16 protein-coding genes are annotated in these 18,001 nt (G+C 70.5%); 12 read left to right on the forward strand and 4 right to left on the reverse strand.

Features of this window, described 5'->3' with window-relative positions; translation table 11 throughout:
• Window positions 1-58 precede the first annotated feature (58 nt).
• Both ACFWY6_RS08685 and ACFWY6_RS08690 read right to left on the reverse strand, forming a co-directional pair.
• Window positions 59-661 carry a hypothetical protein gene (locus tag ACFWY6_RS08685; RefSeq protein WP_384687497.1) on the reverse strand — a complete coding sequence of 201 codons (603 nt, stop codon included), beginning with the start codon at window positions 659-661 and terminating at the stop codon, window positions 59-61.
• Between the two features lie 57 nt (window positions 662-718).
• Entirely contained in the window at window positions 719-1,405 is a 687-nt protein-coding gene (locus ACFWY6_RS08690; protein WP_384687498.1) for a bifunctional DNA primase/polymerase, read from the reverse strand.
• A gap of 538 nt (window positions 1,406-1,943) precedes the next feature.
• Here ACFWY6_RS08690 and ACFWY6_RS08695 point away from each other — a divergent pair.
• Window positions 1,944-3,386, forward strand: coding sequence for a PP2C family protein-serine/threonine phosphatase (locus tag ACFWY6_RS08695; protein WP_384687499.1), 1,443 nt, complete (start codon window positions 1,944-1,946; stop codon window positions 3,384-3,386).
• 121 nt (window positions 3,387-3,507) lie between these two features.
• Window positions 3,508-5,004 carry an aminopeptidase P family protein gene (locus ACFWY6_RS08700; protein ID WP_384687500.1) on the forward strand — a complete coding sequence of 499 codons (1,497 nt, stop codon included), beginning with the start codon at window positions 3,508-3,510 and terminating at the stop codon, window positions 5,002-5,004.
• A 98-nt stretch (window positions 5,005-5,102) separates the two neighbouring features.
• Here ACFWY6_RS08700 and ACFWY6_RS08705 read toward each other — a convergent pair whose 3' ends face one another.
• Window positions 5,103-5,579: a carboxymuconolactone decarboxylase family protein gene (locus ACFWY6_RS08705; RefSeq protein ID WP_384687501.1), complete on the reverse strand. Its 477-nt coding sequence runs from the start codon at window positions 5,577-5,579 to the stop codon at window positions 5,103-5,105.
• Window positions 5,580-5,626: 47 nt separating this feature from the next.
• On the opposite strand from ACFWY6_RS08705, the gene ACFWY6_RS08710 reads away from it, so the two are divergent.
• Window positions 5,627-7,054 carry a PLP-dependent aminotransferase family protein gene (locus ACFWY6_RS08710; RefSeq protein ID WP_384687502.1) on the forward strand — a complete coding sequence of 476 codons (1,428 nt, stop codon included), beginning with the start codon at window positions 5,627-5,629 and terminating at the stop codon, window positions 7,052-7,054.
• A 29-nt stretch (window positions 7,055-7,083) separates the two neighbouring features.
• Here ACFWY6_RS08710 and ACFWY6_RS08715 read toward each other — a convergent pair whose 3' ends face one another.
• Entirely contained in the window at window positions 7,084-7,524 is a 441-nt protein-coding gene (locus ACFWY6_RS08715) for an ATP-binding protein (protein ID WP_384687503.1), read from the reverse strand.
• A 257-nt stretch (window positions 7,525-7,781) separates the two neighbouring features.
• Between ACFWY6_RS08715 and ACFWY6_RS08720 the strand changes: the two genes are divergently transcribed.
• The 9 genes from ACFWY6_RS08720 to ACFWY6_RS08760 all read left to right on the forward strand — a co-directional run bounded on the left by ACFWY6_RS08720 (window position 7,782) and on the right by ACFWY6_RS08760 (window position 17,988).
• Window positions 7,782-8,588: a hypothetical protein gene (locus ACFWY6_RS08720; protein WP_384687504.1), complete on the forward strand. Its 807-nt coding sequence runs from the start codon at window positions 7,782-7,784 to the stop codon at window positions 8,586-8,588.
• A 178-nt stretch (window positions 8,589-8,766) separates the two neighbouring features.
• On the forward strand, window positions 8,767-9,495 hold the full coding sequence (locus tag ACFWY6_RS08725; RefSeq protein WP_384687526.1) for a YcnI family protein: 729 nt from the start codon (window positions 8,767-8,769) through the stop codon (window positions 9,493-9,495).
• Window positions 9,496-9,573: 78 nt separating this feature from the next.
• On the forward strand, window positions 9,574-10,224 hold the full coding sequence (locus tag ACFWY6_RS08730; protein ID WP_360777177.1) for an SCO family protein: 651 nt from the start codon (window positions 9,574-9,576) through the stop codon (window positions 10,222-10,224).
• A complete protein-coding gene (locus ACFWY6_RS08735) occupies window positions 10,221-10,724 on the forward strand; it encodes a copper chaperone PCu(A)C (RefSeq protein WP_384687505.1) in 504 nt (167 codons plus the stop codon). Before ACFWY6_RS08730 ends, ACFWY6_RS08735 begins: the two co-directional genes overlap by 4 nt.
• 14 nt (window positions 10,725-10,738) lie before the next feature.
• Complete coding sequence (locus tag ACFWY6_RS08740) at window positions 10,739-12,949, forward strand: copper resistance CopC/CopD family protein (RefSeq protein WP_384687506.1); 2,211 nt, start codon at window positions 10,739-10,741, stop codon at window positions 12,947-12,949.
• Between the two features lie 6 nt (window positions 12,950-12,955).
• Window positions 12,956-14,227 (forward strand): iron uptake transporter deferrochelatase/peroxidase subunit, encoded by a 1,272-nt coding sequence (gene efeB / locus ACFWY6_RS08745; protein ID WP_384687507.1) that lies wholly within the window; start codon window positions 12,956-12,958, stop codon window positions 14,225-14,227.
• Between the two features lie 118 nt (window positions 14,228-14,345).
• The gene (gene pheA / locus ACFWY6_RS08750) at window positions 14,346-15,281 is read left to right on the forward strand and encodes a prephenate dehydratase (RefSeq protein WP_384687508.1); all 936 of its coding nucleotides are present in this window, start codon (window positions 14,346-14,348) and stop codon (window positions 15,279-15,281) included.
• Window positions 15,282-15,889: 608 nt separating this feature from the next.
• On the forward strand, window positions 15,890-17,167 hold the full coding sequence (gene serS, locus ACFWY6_RS08755; protein ID WP_360777169.1) for a serine--tRNA ligase: 1,278 nt from the start codon (window positions 15,890-15,892) through the stop codon (window positions 17,165-17,167).
• Window positions 17,164-17,988, forward strand: a complete 825-nt coding sequence (locus ACFWY6_RS08760) for an HAD family hydrolase (protein ID WP_384687509.1) — start codon at window positions 17,164-17,166, stop codon at window positions 17,986-17,988. Before serS ends, ACFWY6_RS08760 begins: the two co-directional genes overlap by 4 nt.
• Window positions 17,989-18,001 lie beyond the last annotated feature (13 nt).

Consider the following 18,001-nt stretch of genomic DNA (forward strand, 5'->3'; position numbering starts at 1 on the left):
GGTGTTGTTTAAAAGAGACAGTCACTGTCCGGCCCCGTATCGGGTCTGACCTGCGGTCTCAACTGCCCTTCGGCCGCGCCGAGTTGCTCCCCGAGCGCAGGAGCAACGGCCCGCCACTCCCGTCAGCGAACTCCGCCACCGCCGAATACGCCGCGGCATTCCCCGCAGTGCGCTCACGTGGCGTCTCGCACGCGCCTGGCTCGTCCTCCGCGCTCACCGCGCAATGCATCTGCACGGTGCGGCCGCCCGGGGCCATAACAGTCAGTACGGCGCTGAGCTCATCACCAGTCGCGTTGCGGTAGTACGTGCGCGCCCAGGTGTCGCCCCCCTGGGTCAGGACGCAGGTCTGGGCCTCGATGCCCTCCGAAGAGGTCAGCTCGGGGCCGCACCGCGCGGTGCCGCTGAGTCCGAGCCCCGAGAGGAGCGACGGCTCCTCCGTGGCGGACTGGTTCGAATTCGGCCTCTCCGGAGCGGACTGGTTCGAAGACGGCCGCTCCTTGGAGGGCTGTTTCGCGTCAGGACTCGGCGCCGGATCCGTCGGCCGCTCCGCTTGCCCGGCGCCGGCGTCGCCGTCGCCCACGGGCACCGCGGACGCGCCGGCGAACGGCAGGAGAACCGTGATGGCCACTACGCCCACGAGCGCGATCAGGCGGGGGTTCATGGGCCCTGACATTAACGACGATTGATGGGCGCACGGCTCGCCGCGCGCCCATTTCCCCTACAACTCGGGCGCGCTCACACCCGTACGAGTGAGCGCGTCCACCACGGCGTCCACCACGGCCTCGACATCAGGCACCCACGGCGCCGCGGAGCCGGGCAGCGGGGCCCGCTCCCAGCGCACCGGCCCCTGTCCCGTCCCGGAGGGCGGCAGCGCGAGATATCCGCCCTCTCCGTGGAAGCGCAGAGAGCCGGGCACCCAGTCCTTGGCGTACAGCAGCTCGCCCAACTGCTCCATGGAGTAGGGCGCGACGAGCAGGAAGAGCCGGGCCGGGGTCGCCACGACCGGGCCGAGCCTGATGCCCGCCTCGTCGAGCGCGGCCAGGGCGCGCGCGCCCGCGAGCGCGGGAAGGCTGACGGCGCACGGGGCGCCGGCGCCGGTGGCGAGCACGATGGGCGCGGCCGGGCGGTTCGTCCACCACCAGCGCACCATGCGCGCGTCGGTGGTCGCGGCCAGCAGGCCGGGGTCGAGGGGATGCGCTCCTGGCACCGTGCAGTCGGGGTCGGGGCAGGCGCAGCGGGTGCCGTCCTGCCGGTCGAGACCGACACCTGGCAGCACCGGCCATTTCCATGCCGTCGCGAAGGTCAGGGCCGCGCCGATCAGACCGGGACTCTGGTCAGGCTTCCTGCCGGTGAGCCCAATGAGCCTGGACAGGAGCCTGCGTCGCCTTCCGAGGATCTCGCGCATGAGCGCTCGTTCCTTTCCGTTTACACGCCGAGGAACACGGCGGGCCACATCACACCATGTGTGGATCACTTCGCTGTGCGTACAACTGGCGCATCACACCCCAGCCTGCGGCATGGGGAACCCCTATGGGCCGAGCGTTAACGTGGCGTGGGGTGGCGGTGCCTGGCGATTGCTGTCCCGCGTATTACTCGCCGCCTCCCCCACGGGAGGATGGGGCACGGTCGTCGTGAGTTAAGACGCCCGGGTCCGTCGCCAGGTTCCGGGCGGATCTCAACTGCCCCTGGTCATCACCGAGTACGTACCCAACACGGCCGCTGTGACGCGCCTCCCGTGCCTGAGGGCTGGGAGGTACCCCTTGTTGAACAATGTCAGTCGACCGCAATATGCCGTCGCCTCAGGCACTTTTGAGCCAAGTTACCAAGATCGCCAGAACGCCACAGAATTCCCACGGACACCAGGAATCCCAGCTGGACAATGCTGGACATCCCCTCTCCAGTGCGTGTAGATGTGGAGAACATTGCTAGCGGCGCAGAATGACATGGGGGTTTGCGATGCTATTGAGCAATACGCACCGGCCGGAAAGCCGTCAGCCATGAACGCCCCGCACCTCCCGAAAGTGGCCGGAATCGATTCAACTGTTCCGCCACCAGCCCACACTGTCGCGCCTGTCCCGCACGCCCACAGCGCCTCGGCCGCACCGACCGTCATGATCCAGGACCGGCTCGCGGGCTGGGTCTCCGATCTGACGACACTGCACGAACTCACCGAACGCCTGGGCCGCACGGCCACCCTCGACGAGGCGCTGCAGGAGTTCCTGCGGGCCGGCGCGGCCCTGGTCGGCGCCCGCCGCGGCCTCGTCGTCCTGGAGCCGTCCGACGGCCTCGGCCCCGACACCACGGTCGGCCTCGGCCTGGCCCGCGCCGACCTCGGCCACATCGAGACGGTGCCCCGCGGCGCCACCCCCTTCGGTCGGCTGCTCGACGCACCGCCCGCGCCGCCCGGCACTCAGACCGGGATCGTCGACGCCGACCTGCTCGCCGACGACGGCCTCGACCCCCGGCACCGCGAGGTCGCCACCCGGCTCGGCTACGCCGCCAGCTACGCGCTGCCCCTGACCACCGAGGCCGCGGGCCTGGTCGGCGCCGCGGTCTGGCTGTACGACGAGCCCGCGGCGCCCGTCGAGCGCCAGCGCCACCTCATCGGCCTCTACGCACGGCACGCCGCCGAGCACCTGGCGCGGCTGATCGAGCTCGACCGGGCCCGCACCACGGAGGCCACGCTGCGCGAGGAGCTGCTTCCCTCGCGGCTGCCGCGGGTCGCCGGGGTGCAGCTCGCCGCCCGGCACCGCACCAGCGCGCGCGGAGGCGGCGACTGGTTCGACGCGCTGCCGCTGCCCGACGCCGCGCTCGGCCTCGCGGTCGGGTCCGTCACCGGGTCCGGGCCAAGCGCCGTCGCCGCGATGGGGCGGCTGCGGGCTTCCTTGCGGGCGTACGCCGTGATGGAGGGCGAGGACCCCGTCGCCGTACTGTCCGATCTGGAGCTGCTGCTGCGTCTTACCGAACCCGCCCGGTCGGCGACAGCCCTCTTCGCGTTCTGCGAGCCGGCCCTGCGCAAGATCGTCCTGGCCGGGGCCGGGCACAGCCCGCCGCTCGTGATCGGCGAGCGGCGCACGGAGTTCGTGGAGACCTCGCTCTCGGCGCCGCTCGGGATGCTGGCGTGCTGGGAGGCGCCGAGCGTGGAGATCCAGCCGGAGCGCGGAGAAACGGTGCTTCTTTATACGGATGGGCTGTTGCACCGCACCGGGGACCCGATGGACCGGGCCTTCGCGCGGCTGCACTCGGCCGCCGCGAGCGTGCCGAGATCCGTCCGCGACGACCCGGACGCGCTCGTCGACCATGTGCTGCGGACCGTCCTGCCGGACGGGCTCGACGCCATCGAGAGCGACGAGGACGTGGTCCTCCTGGCGGCCCGGTTCGAGTGACGCCCGGACCGGGTCACCGTGACCCGCGCAATACGGCATGTAACAGGCCTTCCGGCCCTGGGCCCCCTTCCGTACGCCCGTACGATGGAGGGGGCCCAGTGTCGTACATAGGAGGCAGATCGTGTCGGAGGAGCTCATTCCGGAGTACCCGGAGACCCCGGAAACCCTGGAGATCGAGTCCGAAGAAGAGCCGATCAAGCAGCGCAAGAACGGCCTGTATCCGGGCGTCTCCGACGAGCTCGCCGAGAACATGAAGTCCGGCTGGGCCGACACAGAGCTGCACGATCTGCAGCCGATCGCCCAGGCCGCACACACCGCGGCCCGCCGCGCCGCGCTCTCCGCGCGCTTCCCGGGCGAGCGGCTCGTCGTCCCCGCGGGCAATTTGAAGACCCGTTCGAACGACACGGAGTACGCCTTCCGCGCCTCCGTCGAATACGCGTACCTGACCGGCAACCAGACCGAGGACGGCGTCCTCGTCCTGGAGCCCACGGACTTCGCGGACGGGACCAGCGGCCACGAGGCCACCATCTACCTGCTGCCGCGCTCCAACCGTGAGAACGGCGAGTTCTGGCTGGACGGCCAGGGCGAGCTGTGGGTCGGCCGCCGGCACTCCCTCACCGAGGCCGAGACGCTGTACGGCATCCCGGCGTCCGACGTGCGTGAGCTCGCCGGGGCGCTGCGCGAGGCGACCGGTTCCGTCCGGGTCGTCCGCGGCTACGACGCCGGCATCGAGGCCGCGCTGACCGACAAGGTCACCGCCGAGCGGGACGAAGAGCTGCGCGTCTTCCTCTCCGAGGCCCGTCTGGTCAAGGACGAGTTCGAGGTCGGCGAGCTGCAGAAGGCGTGCGACGCGACGGCCCGCGGCTTCGAGGACGTCGTCCGCGTCCTGGACAAGGCCGAGGCGACCAGCGAGCGCTACATCGAGGGCACGTTCTTCCTGCGCGCCCGCGTCGACGGCAACGACATCGGCTACGGCTCGATCTGCGCCGCGGGCCCGCACGCCACCACGCTGCACTGGGTGCGCAACGACGGGGCGGTGCGCTCCGGAGAGCTGCTGCTGCTCGACGCGGGCGTGGAGACGCACACGTACTACACGGCCGACGTGACGCGGACGCTGCCGATCAACGGCCGCTTCAACGAGCTGCAGCGGAAGATCTACGACGCCGTGTACGAGGCTCAGGAGGCCGGCATCGCGGCGGTCAAGCCCGGTGGCAAGTACCGCGACTTCCACGACGCCGCGCAGCGCGTGCTCGCCGAGAAGCTCGTCGAGTGGGGCCTGGTGGAGGGTCCGGTCGAGCGGGTCCTGGAGCTGGGGCTGCAGCGTCGCTGGACGCTGCACGGCACCGGTCACATGCTCGGCATGGACGTCCACGACTGTGCGGTCGCGCGCCGCGAGACGTACGTGGACGGCGTCCTTGAGCCCGGCATGTGCCTGACCGTCGAGCCCGGCCTGTACTTCCAGGCGGACGACCTGACGGTGCCGGAGGAGTACCGCGGCATCGGCGTGCGGATCGAGGACGACATTCTTGTGACGGCGGACGGCAACACGAACCTGTCCGCGGCGCTGCCGCGGCGTGCCGACGACGTCGAGGCGTGGATGGCCGAGCTCAAGGGCTGAGGGTCCGCTTCTCAAACCGAGCGTCTTCTTAAGAAGGGGCCGGGCATCCTGCGGGGTGCCCGGCCCCTTCGCGTTGCCCCCCGGGGGGGGGGAGGTGCTCAGCGCTCGTCCTCGCCCGCGACCTTGGCGGTGCTCAGGGCGATGCGGTTCCAGGTGTTGATGGTGAAGATCAGCGCCAGCACGCGGGCCAGCTCCTCCGCTTCGAAGTGCTCGGCCGCGCGGGCGTAGACGTCGTCCGGGACACCGCCCCGGTCGACGAGCGTGACGGACTCGGTGAGGGCGAGCGCCGCCTGCTCCTTCTCCGTGAAGAAGTTCCGGGCCTCGCGCCATACGCCGACCATGTGCAGGCGCGCCTCGTCCTCGCCCGCCTTGCGGGCGTCGGAGGTGTGCATGTGGAGGCAGTACGCGCAGCCGTTCAGGAGCGAGGCGCGGATCTGGATCAGCTCGACCAGGGCCGGGTCGAGACCGTCGCGCGCAGCGGCGTCGAAGCCGATGAGGGCCTTGAAGGCCTTCGGGGCGGCCTTGGCGAAGTTGATGCGGGTCAGGGTCTGCGCGGCGTTCTCGTTGTTCGTCATGACCATGAATCTACGGGGCAGATAGACCTTGGGTAGGGTGCATTTCTATGCCAGAACCATGGGTCAATTTGGCGGAGCGTCTCGGCAGCGATCTGCACCTGGAGCTCTCCGGGGCAGGGGGCCGCCGCGCCGTCCTCATCCGCGCCCTGCGGGACGCCGTGCGCGAGGGACGGCTCGCTCCGGGGACCCGGCTCCCGCCCTACCGCTCCCTCGCAGCCGATCTGGGCATCGCCCGCAACACCGTCGCCGACGCCTACGCCGAGCTCGTCGCCGAGGGCTGGCTGACCGCGCGGCAGGGTTCCGGTACGCAGGTGGCCGACCGGGCGGCGCCGCCCCAGCGGGCCCGCGTCCCCAAGCGGGCGCCCGCGCGGCCCGCCATGCCGACGTACAACCTGCGCCAGGGCCAACCGGACGCCGCTTCCTTCCCGCGCGCCGCGTGGCTCGCCGCGGCCCGGCGCGCCCTCAACTCGGCGCCGAACGAGGCCTTCGGGCCCGGTGACCCTCAGGGGCGCGTGGAGCTGCGCCGGGCGCTCGCCGAGTATCTGGGGCGCGCGCGTGGGGTGCGCACCGATCCGGAGCGGATCGTGGTGTGCTCCGGGTTCGCGCATGCCCTGCGGCTGTTGTTCGGCGCCGGAAGAGGCGGCGTGCTGCGAGGGCGGCTGGCCCTGGAGTCGTACGGCCTCGGCTTCCACCGCTCGATCCTGGAGACCGCGGGCGTCCGCACGGTCCCGCTCGGCCTCGACGAACAGGGCGCCCGGATCGACGAACTGGCCGAGGGACAGCGCATCCGTGGAGTGCTGCTCACGCCCGCTCACCAGTTCCCCACCGGCGGCCCGCTGCACCCGACCCGGCGCACGGCGGTCATCGACTGGGCGCGCACCCAGGACGGCCTCGTCCTGGAGGACGACTACGACGGCGAGTTCCGCTACGACCGGGAGCCGGTGGGCGCCGTACAGGGTTTGGATTCCGAACGCGTCATCTACATGGGCTCGGTCAGCAAGAGCCTCTCTCCAGGGGTGCGTCTGGGGTGGCTGGTGCTGCCCGAACACCTCATCGACGACGTACTCGCGGCCAAGGGGGAACGGGAGGCGTGGGCCAGTGTGATCGACCAGCTGACCCTCGCCGACCTCATCGAGTCGGGCCACTACGACCGCCACATCCGCCGGATGCGTCAGCGCTACCGGCGGCGCCGCGACCAGCTCGTCGACGCCCTGGCCGCGCATGCCCCGCACATCAGCCCGACCGGCGTCGCCGCGGGCCTGCACGCCGTCCTGCGGCTGCCGCCGGGCACCGAACAGTCCACGACCAAGGCGGCCGCCTGGCAGGGCCTCGCGCTGGACGGCCTCGCCGCTTTCCGCCACCCGGACGCCACGATGCCTGCTCCGGACGGGCTGGTGGTCGGCTACTCGACGCCTCCGGAGCACGCGTACGGCGCGGCACTTGAGGCACTGTGCAGGGCGCTGCCGCCCGGCTGATCCCGGAAGCGGCAGGCGGTGAGGAAGCCTCAGGCAGTCACCAGTGGCGTGTCCTCGCGCCATTTGAGGATCTTGTCGAAGCTGATCACCGCGCCGCCTCGTCCCGGCTTGTTGCCGAAGTGCACATGATCGGCCAGCTCCTGGATGAGGCACAGCCCCCGGCCGTGCTCGGCCGTCTCGGAGGCGGGCAGCGTGACGGGGACGAACCCCGGGCCGGAATCGGCCACTTCGATACGGCACTTCTCGCCGTCCAGATACGCCGTGACCCGGTACGCCCCGGCCTGCCCCCCGGTGGCCGGCGCCCCGCCGTGCTCCACCGCGTTGGCACAGGCCTCGCTGAGAGCCACCGACAGGTCGTAGGAGACGTCCGGATCCACCCCCGCGGTCTCCATCGTGCCGATCAGCAGTCGACGGGCCAGCGGGACGCTCGCAGCTTCGCGCCGCAAATGGAGAGACCACCACATGCTCATGCTCCAGCCTCCTGGCCGCGGCTCGACATACCGATACGTATTGCCGCAAGCGCCCGTCAATAAGCGCGTAGTTGAAGTGATGCCGCCCATACGGCCGACGCGCGGACCTCGCGCAACGGTGTAGCCGGGTCACCCAAAGGTGCGCATTTCCCCTCTCATGACCATTCATCGGAACCGAACGGTGCCGAACGGCATCCCCGGGAGCTTGTGGACCTGCCGTGTGCGGCCGGTGGGCCCAGTGCGATGATGGCCCGGCCATGACTGCCCCCCACCAGCGCGAAGCGCGCGCCGGATTCGACGTACTGCTGCTGAGAGCCGCGGTGTTCGCCGTGCTCTGCGTCGTGCTGTCCGCCGGGGGCCATGTGCTCGCTTCCTGCGCGAGCGTCCCGCTGTGGACGCTCGGGGCGGGCTTCCTCGCCGTTCTCGCCGTCGCGGCGCCACTGGCCGGGCGTGAGCGTTCGCTGCCCGGCATCGCCGCCGCGCTCGCCGCGGGCCAGGTGGGCCTGCACGCGCTGTTCGCGGTCGGCCAGCACGGCGGCGCCGTGCCGCAGTCCGCCGACGCCTCCCTGGTGGAGCGGGCCGCGCGGCTCGTGTGCGGTGCGGGCGCGGCGACGCTCAGCCCCGCCGAGGCCCAGCGGATCCTGGCGAACGCCGGTGTGCAGGGCACCGTCCACTCCCCGCACCACGGCACCGGAGCCACCGCGGGCACCGCGATGGACTCGATGTCGCTGCTTCCCTCGCTGCCCATGCTGCTCGGGCACGTGCTCGCCGCGGTCGCCGCCGGATGGCTGCTGCGCCGCGGCGACGTCGCGCTGCTCCGGCTCGTCCGGCTCTCGGCGGACGGGGCGCATGGAGTCGCCGAAGGAGCGCTCGTACGTTCCCTGCGCGGGGCCCTCGCTCTTGTGCGCGCCCTGCGGGCAGGCCTTCCCGGGGCGCCCGAGACGGGTCCCCTGACCCCGCGCACCGGACATCTCGTACCGCCGAAGCCGCACACCACTGCGCTGCAGCACACGGTGATCAGGCGCGGCCCGCCGACGGCCGCCGCACTCGTACTCGCCGCCTGACGCGACGCACTCCACCCTCGTACTCGCTCCAACGCAGTACTACGGAGAAGCGCATCGCGGCCGGTGGCCCCCACGCGCGCGTGCCCGCTCGGTTCGTCGCCGCGCGCCCCTCCCCGACTGATCACCGCTGCCGAAAGTGGAGTGTTCCGCCATGTCTGCTCTGTCTGCTCTGTCCTCCGTGAAGGCTTCCCGCGTCTCCGTCGTCGGTGGCGTCGCCGCCACCGCCGTCCTGCTGCTCTCCGTCCCCGCCTTCGCGCACGTCAGCGTCACCGCCGAGGGCGAGGCCGCCAAGGGCGGGTACGCCACGGTCAACTTCAAGGTGCCGAACGAGATGGACGACGCCTCGACGAACAAGCTCGAGATCTCCTTCCCGATGGACCACCCGCTCGCGTCCGTCATGACGCAGCCCGTCCCCGGCTGGACCGCGAAGGTCACCAAGACGAAGCTCGACAAGCCCCTGGAGATGCACGGCGAGAAGATCGACGAGGCCGTCTCCAAGGTCACCTGGACCGCTGACGGCAAGGGCGTCGAGCCGGGCACCTTCCAGAAGTTCCCGCTCTCCATCGGCGCGCTGCCCGAGGACGCGGACGAACTCGTCTTCAAGGCCGTCCAGACGTACGACAACAAGGAAGTCGTCCGCTGGATCGAGCCCCAGCAGAAGGGCCAGGAGGAGCCGGAGCACCCGGCGCCGACCCTCGCGCTGGTCGCCGCGTCCGAGGACGGCCACGGCGCCGCCGCATCGCACGACGACGCCAAGGAAGACGCCAAGCCGGCCGACAAGAGCGAGACGGCGTCCGCCGACAGCAGCGACTCGACCGCCCGCGTCCTCGGCATCGTCGGCATCGTCGTCGGCGCCGCGGGCGTGGCCTTCGGAGTGCTCGCCGGCCGCCGGCGCGCCAACAGCTGAGCCAACCCATCGGACCGCACCGCGGGCGCTCCAGCGCCCCGGTGCGGCCGGGCCTCCTCACATCTGGGACATTTTCGTATGCGCAAGAAGAAGCTGCTCGCCGCCGCCATGCTGGCCGCGGCCGCCCTCACCCTCTCCGCCTGCGGCGGCGGTGACGACGGCAAGAAGCCCGTCGCGGACGTCTCCGTCGAGTCCGACGGCGACAAGGCCGCGACCGTCCTCGACAAGCCGTTCGAGAAGCCGGACATGGTCCTCACGGACACCCACGGCAAGAAGTACGACCTGCGCGCGCAGACCAAGGGCAAGCCGACGCTCGTCTACTTCGGCTACACCAACTGCCCCGACGTCTGCCCGCTGACGATGAACAACATCGCCGTCGCCAAGAAGAAGCTGCCCAAGGCGGAGCAGGACAAGCTCCAGGTCGTCTTCGTCACCACCGACCCCGAACGGGACACCCCCGCCGCCCTCGGCAAGTGGCTCAAGGCCCAGGACACCGACTTCATCGGCCTGAGCGGTGACTTCGACACCATCCAGGCCAGCGCCCGCACCCTCGGCATCAGCATCGAGCCCTCCAAGAAGGAGAAGGGCAAGATCGTCTCGATGCACGGCACGCAGGTCATCGCGTTCTCCCCGAAGACCGACGCGGGATACGTCCTGTACGGCGAGGACGCCTCCGTGGACGACTACGTCAAGGACCTCCCCAAGCTCATCAAGGGAGAGACCCCGTGAAGACCCCCGCAAACCGCCGTGCCCTCCTCGCCGGTGCCATAGCGCTGACGGCGGGGCTCACCCTCGCGGGCTGCTCGGACTCGTCCGCCGGCAAGGCATCGGTGTCGACATCGGACAAGCCCGAGCTCAAGGTCAGCGGGGCCTACATCCCCGAGCCCGTCATGGACACCATGGCCTCCGGCTTCTTCACCCTCACGAACAAGGGCGGCGCCGACAAGCTCGTCTCGGTGACCAGCTCCTTCGCGAAGAAGGTCACGCTGCACAGCACCAAGAACAGCGCGATGCGGGAGCAGAAGTCGTTCGACGTACCGGCCGACGGCGAACTGGACTTCGCCCGGGGCGGCAACCACCTCATGTTCGAGAAGCTCAACCACAAGCCGAAGCCGGGCGAGAAGATCGCCGTGCTGTTGCGCTTCGAGAAGTCGGATCCGATCGAGGTTGAGGTTCCGGTGAAGGCCGCAACGTACAACCCCGAGCACGGCAAGCACTCGGCGCACTGAGGGACTGATCGTTGATGCGGACCATCGCTCCCCGCTTCGGAGCCCACTCCGGAGCTGTCTCCCGGCTCGGGATCACTCCCGGTGCCGGGCGGCTCCTGCTCGTCGTCGCCCTCTTCCTCGGCGCCCTGCTGGCCGCGGCGACGCCCGTCTCCGCGCACGCCGCGCTGACGGGCAGCGACCCCAAGCAGGGAGCGGTGGTCGACAAGGCGCCGGACCGGGTGACGCTGACCTTCTCCGAGAACGTCGCCATGTCCGACGGCTCGGTGCGGGTGCTCGACCCGTCCGGCAAGCGCGTCGACTCGGGCAAGACCAGTGACTTCGGGTCCAACACGTACGGCGTGAAGCTGCACAAGGGGCTGCCCGACGGCACCTTCACCGTCGCCTACCAAGTCGTCTCCGCCGACAGCCACCCCATCTCCGGGGCGTTCACCTTCTCCGTGGGCGCGCCGTCCGACACGAAGGTCGCGCTGCCGGACCAGGAGGTGGGCGGCGGATTCGTCGGCGGCCTCTACGGCTTCGCGCGCTACCTCTCGTACGCCGGATTCATCCTCGTCGTCGGCGGGGCGGCGTTCGTGCTCGGCTGCTGGCCGCGCGGCGCCGGGGTGCGGCCCGTGCAGCGCCTGGTGGTGTCCGGCTGGCTCACGCTCACCGCTTCGACCCTCGTGATGCTGCTGCTCCGCGCGCCCTACACCGGGTCGGGGAAGATCGCCGACGCCTTCGACATGGCCAAGCTCGGCGATGTGCTCCAGACGAAGACGGGCGCCGCGCTGGTCTCCCGGCTGCTGCTGCTCGCCGCGGCCGCCCTCTTCATCGCCGTGCTCTTCGGTGCGTACGAAAAGCGAACCGACCCCAAGGAGCGCAAGGATCTCGCCTTCGGGCTCGGGATCGGCGGCACGGTCGTCGCCATCGGGCTCGCCGCGACCTGGGCCATGGCCGAGCACGCGTCGACCGGAATCCAGGCGGGCATCGCGATGCCCGTGGACGTCGTCCATCTGCTCGCCGTCGCCGCCTGGCTCGGCGGGCTCGCGGCCCTGGTCGTCGCCCTCTACTTCGCGCCGTCGATGGACTCCGGGGCGGTGCGGCGCTTCTCGCGCGTGGCGTTCTGCAGCGTCGTCGCCCTGGCCGCGACCGGGCTCTACCAGTCCTGGCGGCAGGTCGGTTCGTGGTCGGCCCTCACCGGTACGTCGTACGGACAGCTGCTCCTCGTCAAGATCGGCCTGGTCGTCGTCCTTGTCGGCATCGCCTGGATCTCGCGCCGCTGGACGGCGCGCATCGCGGGCACTGCGGGCGGGATGGCGCCCGAGGCGGCGGCCGCCGCGGTGGTCGAACAGCGGGCGCGGAGGAAGCCGGTGACGGTGCCTGCCGGGGGTGCCGGTGACTCTGGGGCGGGGTCCAAGGGAGCTTCTTCCGAGGCCGCCTCTTCGGAGGGCTCGTCTTCGAAGGGGGCCGCCTCCGCTAAGGGCTCCTCTTCTAAGGCGCCGTCTACGGAGAGCTCGTCCTCGAAGGCGCCGTCTACGGAGGACACGTCTTTGGAGGAGCCGTCTACGGAGGGCACGGCTTCCGACAGCCCGTCGTCCGACGCCTCGTCTTCCAAGAACGCGTCGTCTTCCAAGAACGCGCCGAAGGCCCCCGCCAAGGAGGCCAAGGACTCGCAGCGCGCCGCTCAGCTCGCCCGCCAGCAGGCCGCCATGAACACCGCCCGCGAGAAGCGGATCCGCGACGCCGACCCGCTCCGATCGGGCCTGCGCCGCTCCGTGCTCGCCGAGGCGGGCGTCGCCGTCGTCCTGCTCGCCGTGACGACGGTCCTCACCTCCACCGAGCCCGGGCGCACGGAGGAGGAAGCCGCCGCCTCGAAGACGGCCGCCGAGGCCGCCCAGCGGTCCGGGCCGCTCATCATCACCATCCCCTTCGACACGGGCGCCGAAGACGGCAAGGGCACGGTCCGACTCGACCTCGACCCCGGCCGCACCGGCAGCAATGACTTCCACCTCTACGTGAAGCGGCCCAACGGCAGCGCCTTCGACGTCCCGGAGGTGAAGGTCTCCTTCACCCTCAAGTCGAAGGACCTCGGCCCGCTGCCGGTCGCCCCCGACCGCATCGCCACCGGACACTGGACCGCGACCGGCGTCCAGCTCCCGATGGCCGGGAAGTGGAAGGTCGCGGTGACCGTGCGGACCTCCGACATCGATCAAGTGACCGTGAACAAGAACGCGCAGATCGGCTGAACGACCATGGCGGACAACGAGACGACCCGCGAGGCGGACCGCGTCGAGAACCACCGCACCATCTCGCGGCGGCGGCTGCTCGGCACCGCGGGCGCCACCGGCCTCGCGCTCGGGGCGGCGGGCGGCGCGGCCGGATATGCCGCGGCGCCGTCGGACAGCCCGTCCCGGGCGGCGGCGTTGACGTCGCTGGGCACGGACGAGGTCATGTTTCACGGGAAACATCAGTCAGGAATCACGACGCCCAACCAGTCCCGCGGCCACCTCGTCGCCTTCGACCTGAAGGCGGGCGCGGGCCGCAAAGAGGCGGCGGCCCTGCTGCGCCGCTGGTCGGCGACGGCCGAGCGGCTGATGGCTGGCGAGGCCGCCGCGAGCGACGACACGGATGTCGCACGGGACGCGGGCCCCTCGTCCCTGACGGTCACCTTCGGCTTCGGCCGCAGCTTCTTCGGGCGCACCGGCCTGGAGAAGCAGCGCCCGGCCGCGCTCGACCCGCTGCCGGACTTCTCATCCGACCGTCTCGACAAGGCCCGCAGCGACGGCGACCTGTGGGTGCAGATCGGCGCGAACGACGCGCTCGTCGCCTTCCACGCCCTGCGCGCCGTCCAGAAGGACGCGGGCGACGCGGCCCGGATCCGCTGGCAGATGGACGGCTTCAACCGCTCGCCCGGCGCGACCGCGCAGCCCATGACGACCCGCAACCTGATGGGCCAGATCGACGGCACGAACAACCCGAAGCCGTCCGAGAAGGACTTCGACCAGCGGATCTATGTGCCGGGCGACGGGGACCCCGCGTGGATGGCCGGCGGTTCCTACGCCGTCGTACGCCGCATCCGGATGCTCCTCGACGACTGGGAGAAGCTGGGCCTGAAGCATCAGGAGGCGGTCATCGGGCGGCACAAGTCCGACGGCTCACCGCTGACGGGCGGCACGGAGACGACCGAGCCGAAGCTGGATAAGGCCGGCGCGGACGACGAGTACGTCATCGCCCTCAACGCGCATGCCCGCATCACGCGGCCCGACCAGAACGGCGGCGCCGCCATGCTGCGCCGCCCCTTCTCGTACCACGACGGCTTCGGCAAGGACGGGGAGCCGGACGCCGGGCTCCTGTTCATCTGCTGGCAGGCCGATCCGCTCCGCGGTTTCGTACCGGTGCAGCGGAAACTCGACCGGGGGGACGCGCTCTCGGAGTTCATCCGGCACGAGTCGAGCGGGCTCTACGCGGTGCCGGGCGGGGCCGCGAAGGGCGAGTACGTGGGGCAGCGACTGCTGGAGGCGTAGGCCTGCCCCTTGTGCAGGTTTCTCGTACGTGGGACTTGTGCGGTTTCTCGTACGTGGGACGGGTGCCGCTCCGTGAGACGCGTGAGCCGCGCCACGTGCAGCCCATTAGGGTGACGGTATGTCGGCGATGCGCTACACCTATCTGGGCCCCGAGGGCACCTTCACCGAGGCCGCCCTCCGCACGCTCCCGGAAGCTGCCACCCGGGAGCTCGTCCCGATGGTGTCCGTGCCGGCCGCGCTGGACGCGGTCCGCAACGGCGACGCGGCGGCAGCGCTGGTGCCGATCGAGAACTCCGTCGAGGGCGGCGTCACGACCACCGTCGACGAGCTCGCCAAGGGCGAGCCGCTGATGATCTACCGCGAGGTCGTCCTGCCGATCGCCTTCGCGCTGCTCGTGCGGCCCGGCACGCAGATCAAGGACATCAAGACGGTGACCGGCCACCCCGTGGCCCAGCCCCAGGTCCGCAACTGGCTCGCCGCGAACCTGCCGGACGCCCTGTGGGAGTCGGCGGCCTCGAACGCGGACGGCGCCCGCCTGGTCCAGGAGGGACGCTTCGACGCGGCCTTCGCGGGCGAGTTCGCGGCGGCGACGTACGGCCTTCAGCCGCTGGTCAGCGAGATCCACGACGCGGCGAACGCCGAGACCCGGTTCGTCCTGGTCGGCCGCCCTGCCCGCCCCGCGGCGCCGACCGGCGCGGACAAGACGTCGGTGGTCATCTGGCTCGGCGACGACCACCCGGGCGCCCTGCTCGAACTGCTCCAGGAGTTCGCCGTGCGCGGGGTCAACCTGATGCGGATCGAGTCGCGGCCGACCGGGCAGGGCATCGGCAACTACTGCTTCTCCGTGGACGCCGAGGGACACATCACGGACCGCCGCGTGGGCGAGGCCCTGATGGGCCTGAAGCGGATCTGCCCGCAGGTGCGCTTCCTCGGCTCGTACCCGCGTGCGGGGGTCGCGCCCGACGACGTACGCACGCTGCGGCCCGGTACGTCCGACAGCGAGTTCCTGGCGGCGTCGGACTGGCTGACGCAGTGCCAGGACGGCCGGTTCTGACCGGACCGTCCCTCCGTTCCCGTCCGGTCTTACCTGCAGATTTACGTTGTCCACAAAGTTATCCACAGGCCGGGTTCTCGACCTGGGGACAAGTCGACAACGATCCATGACATGGTCGACAAATCGCCCTACACCCCACAAGTCCATCCACAGCCGAGCACGTCACCCCTCGTCCACCCTTTTCCTTTGATCAACTCTTTGGAGCGAACCATTTCCACTCGAAAGTGGGTGTGAAGATGGTTTGGGACGGGAATCCTTCGTCGCACATGCGGCTTTCGGAATGATCACTTCCGGCATCCACAGATCTTTCGCACACCCTGTGGATAACTTTTCCGGAGCGCCCATTCCTGTGGACAACGGCACCCTCAAGTCCCGCTTCCCACAAGGAGATCGAGTCAAGGCGGTGCGCCTCCTCTGCCCCGTTTCGGGGAATGACGCCCTTTTTATTGACCGGCGCCCTACCGGCACCCGATCGACACTTGTCGCCCCATGGCGAACCATTCCAGCCGCGCCTCTCTCCGGAATTCACACTCCGGCAAATGGGACATAACAACACATAGAGGAATATCGAGTCGTGGGCCGGAAGCGGGCACCGGTAGCCTTGTGGGGTGATTGACCTTCGCCTGCTCCGTGAGGACCCCGACCGTGTTCGCGCCTCCCAGCGCGCCCGTGGAGAGGACGTCGCGCTCGTCGACGCCCTGCTCTCCGCCGACGAGCGGCGCAGGTCGTCCGGGCTCCGCTTCGACGAGCTCCGTTCCGAGCAGAAGGCGCTCGGCAAGCTGATCCCCAAGGCCTCGGGTGACGAGAAGGCCGAGCTCCTGAAGAAGGCCGGCGAGCTCTCCGCCGCCGTCAAGGCGGCCGACGCCGCCCAGGACGAGGCCGACGAGGAGACCAAGCACCTCCTCAAGCAGCTGGGCAACATCGTTCACCCGGACGTCCCGGTCGGCGGCGAAGAGGACTTCGTCGTCCTCGACACCATCGGCACCCCGCGCGACTTCGCGGCCGAGGGCTTCGAGCCGAAGGACCACCTGGAGCTCGGCGAGGCGCTCGGCGCCATCGACGTCGAGCGCGGCGCGAAGGTCTCCGGATCGCGCTTCTACTACCTGACGGGTGTCGGCGCGCTGCTCGAGCTGGCCCTGGTCAACGCGGCGATCGCGCAGGCGACGGAGGCCGGGTTCATCCCGATGCTGACGCCCTCGCTGGTCCGCCCGCGCGCCATGGAGGGCACGGGCTTCCTCGGCCAGGCCGCCGAGAACGTGTACCACCTGGAGAAGGACGACTACTACCTGGTCGGCACCTCCGAGGTCCCGCTCGCGGCGTACCACATGGACGAGATCATCGACGCCGACAAGCTGCCCCTGCGGTACGCGGGCTTCTCGCCCTGCTACCGCCGCGAGGCCGGCACATACGGCAAGGACACCCGCGGCATCTTCCGCGTGCACCAGTTCGACAAGGTCGAGATGTTCTCGTACGTCGACCCGGCGGACGCGGAGAACGAGCACAAGCGGCTCCTGGAGTGGGAGAAGCAGTGGCTGACCGGCCTCGGCCTGCCCTTCCAGGTGATCGATGTGGCCACCGGTGACCTCGGCTCCTCGGCGTCGCGCAAGTACGACTGCGAGGCGTGGATCCCCACCCAGGGCAAGTACCGCGAGCTGACCTCCGCCTCGAACTGCGACGGCTTCCAGGCCCGCCGCCTCTCGATCCGGGTCCGCGACGGCAAGAAGGTGCAGCCGCTCTCGACGCTGAACGGCACGCTCTGCGCCGTCCCGCGCACCATCGTCGCCATCCTGGAGAATCACCAGCAGGCCGACGGTTCCGTGTGGGTGCCCGAGGTGCTGCGTCCGTACCTGGGGGGACGAGAGATCCTGGAGCCCATCAACAAGTGAGCCACCCTGCTCCTGACGTCCCGTCCTTCCCGTACAAGCTCGTCGCGACCGACCTCGACGGAACGCTCCTGCGCTCCGACGACACGGTCTCGGCGCGTACGCGCGACGCGCTCACCGCGGCCACCGCGGCGGGCGCCGCGCACATCATCGTCACCGGCCGTGCCGTGCCCTGGACCCGGCACATCCTCGACGAACTGGGCTATGAGGGCCTGGCGGTCTGCGGGCAGGGCGCGCAGGTCTACCACGCGGGCGAGCACCGCCTGCTGACGTCGGTCACGCTCGACCGGCAGCTTGCGGGCATCGCGCTCGCCAAGATAGAGGCGGAGATCGGCCCGCTGGCACTGGCCGCGAGCCGTGACGGCCTCGACGGCGAAGTGATCGTCGGTCCCGGGTACGCGGTCCAGGACGGCCCGCTGCCCGCCGTCCCGTTCACCGATGTCGCCGAGCTGTGGGCGGCTCCTTTGAACAAGGTGTACGTCCAGCATCCGGGCCTGAGCGATGACGCGCTCGCGGCGGTGGCGCGGGAGGTGGCCGGCGGTCTGGTCGGCGTGACGATGGCCGGCGAGGGCATCGTCGAGCTGCTCCCGCTCGGCCTCTCCAAGGCGACCGGCCTCTCCCTGGCGGCCCGCCGCCTGGGCGTGAAGGCCGCGGACACGATCGCCTTCGGTGACATGCCCAACGACATCCCGATGTTCGGCTGGTCAGCACATGGCGTAGCCATGGCCAACGCCCACGAGGAACTCAAGGCGGTGGCGGACGAGGTGACGGCGTCCAACGAGGACGACGGAATCGCGGCGGTGCTGGAACGGATGCTGGGCTGAGCGTTCAGCCATT

This window comes from Streptomyces sp. NPDC059037 (assembly GCF_042740015.1).
GTDB lineage: Bacteria > Actinomycetota > Actinomycetes > Streptomycetales > Streptomycetaceae > Streptomyces.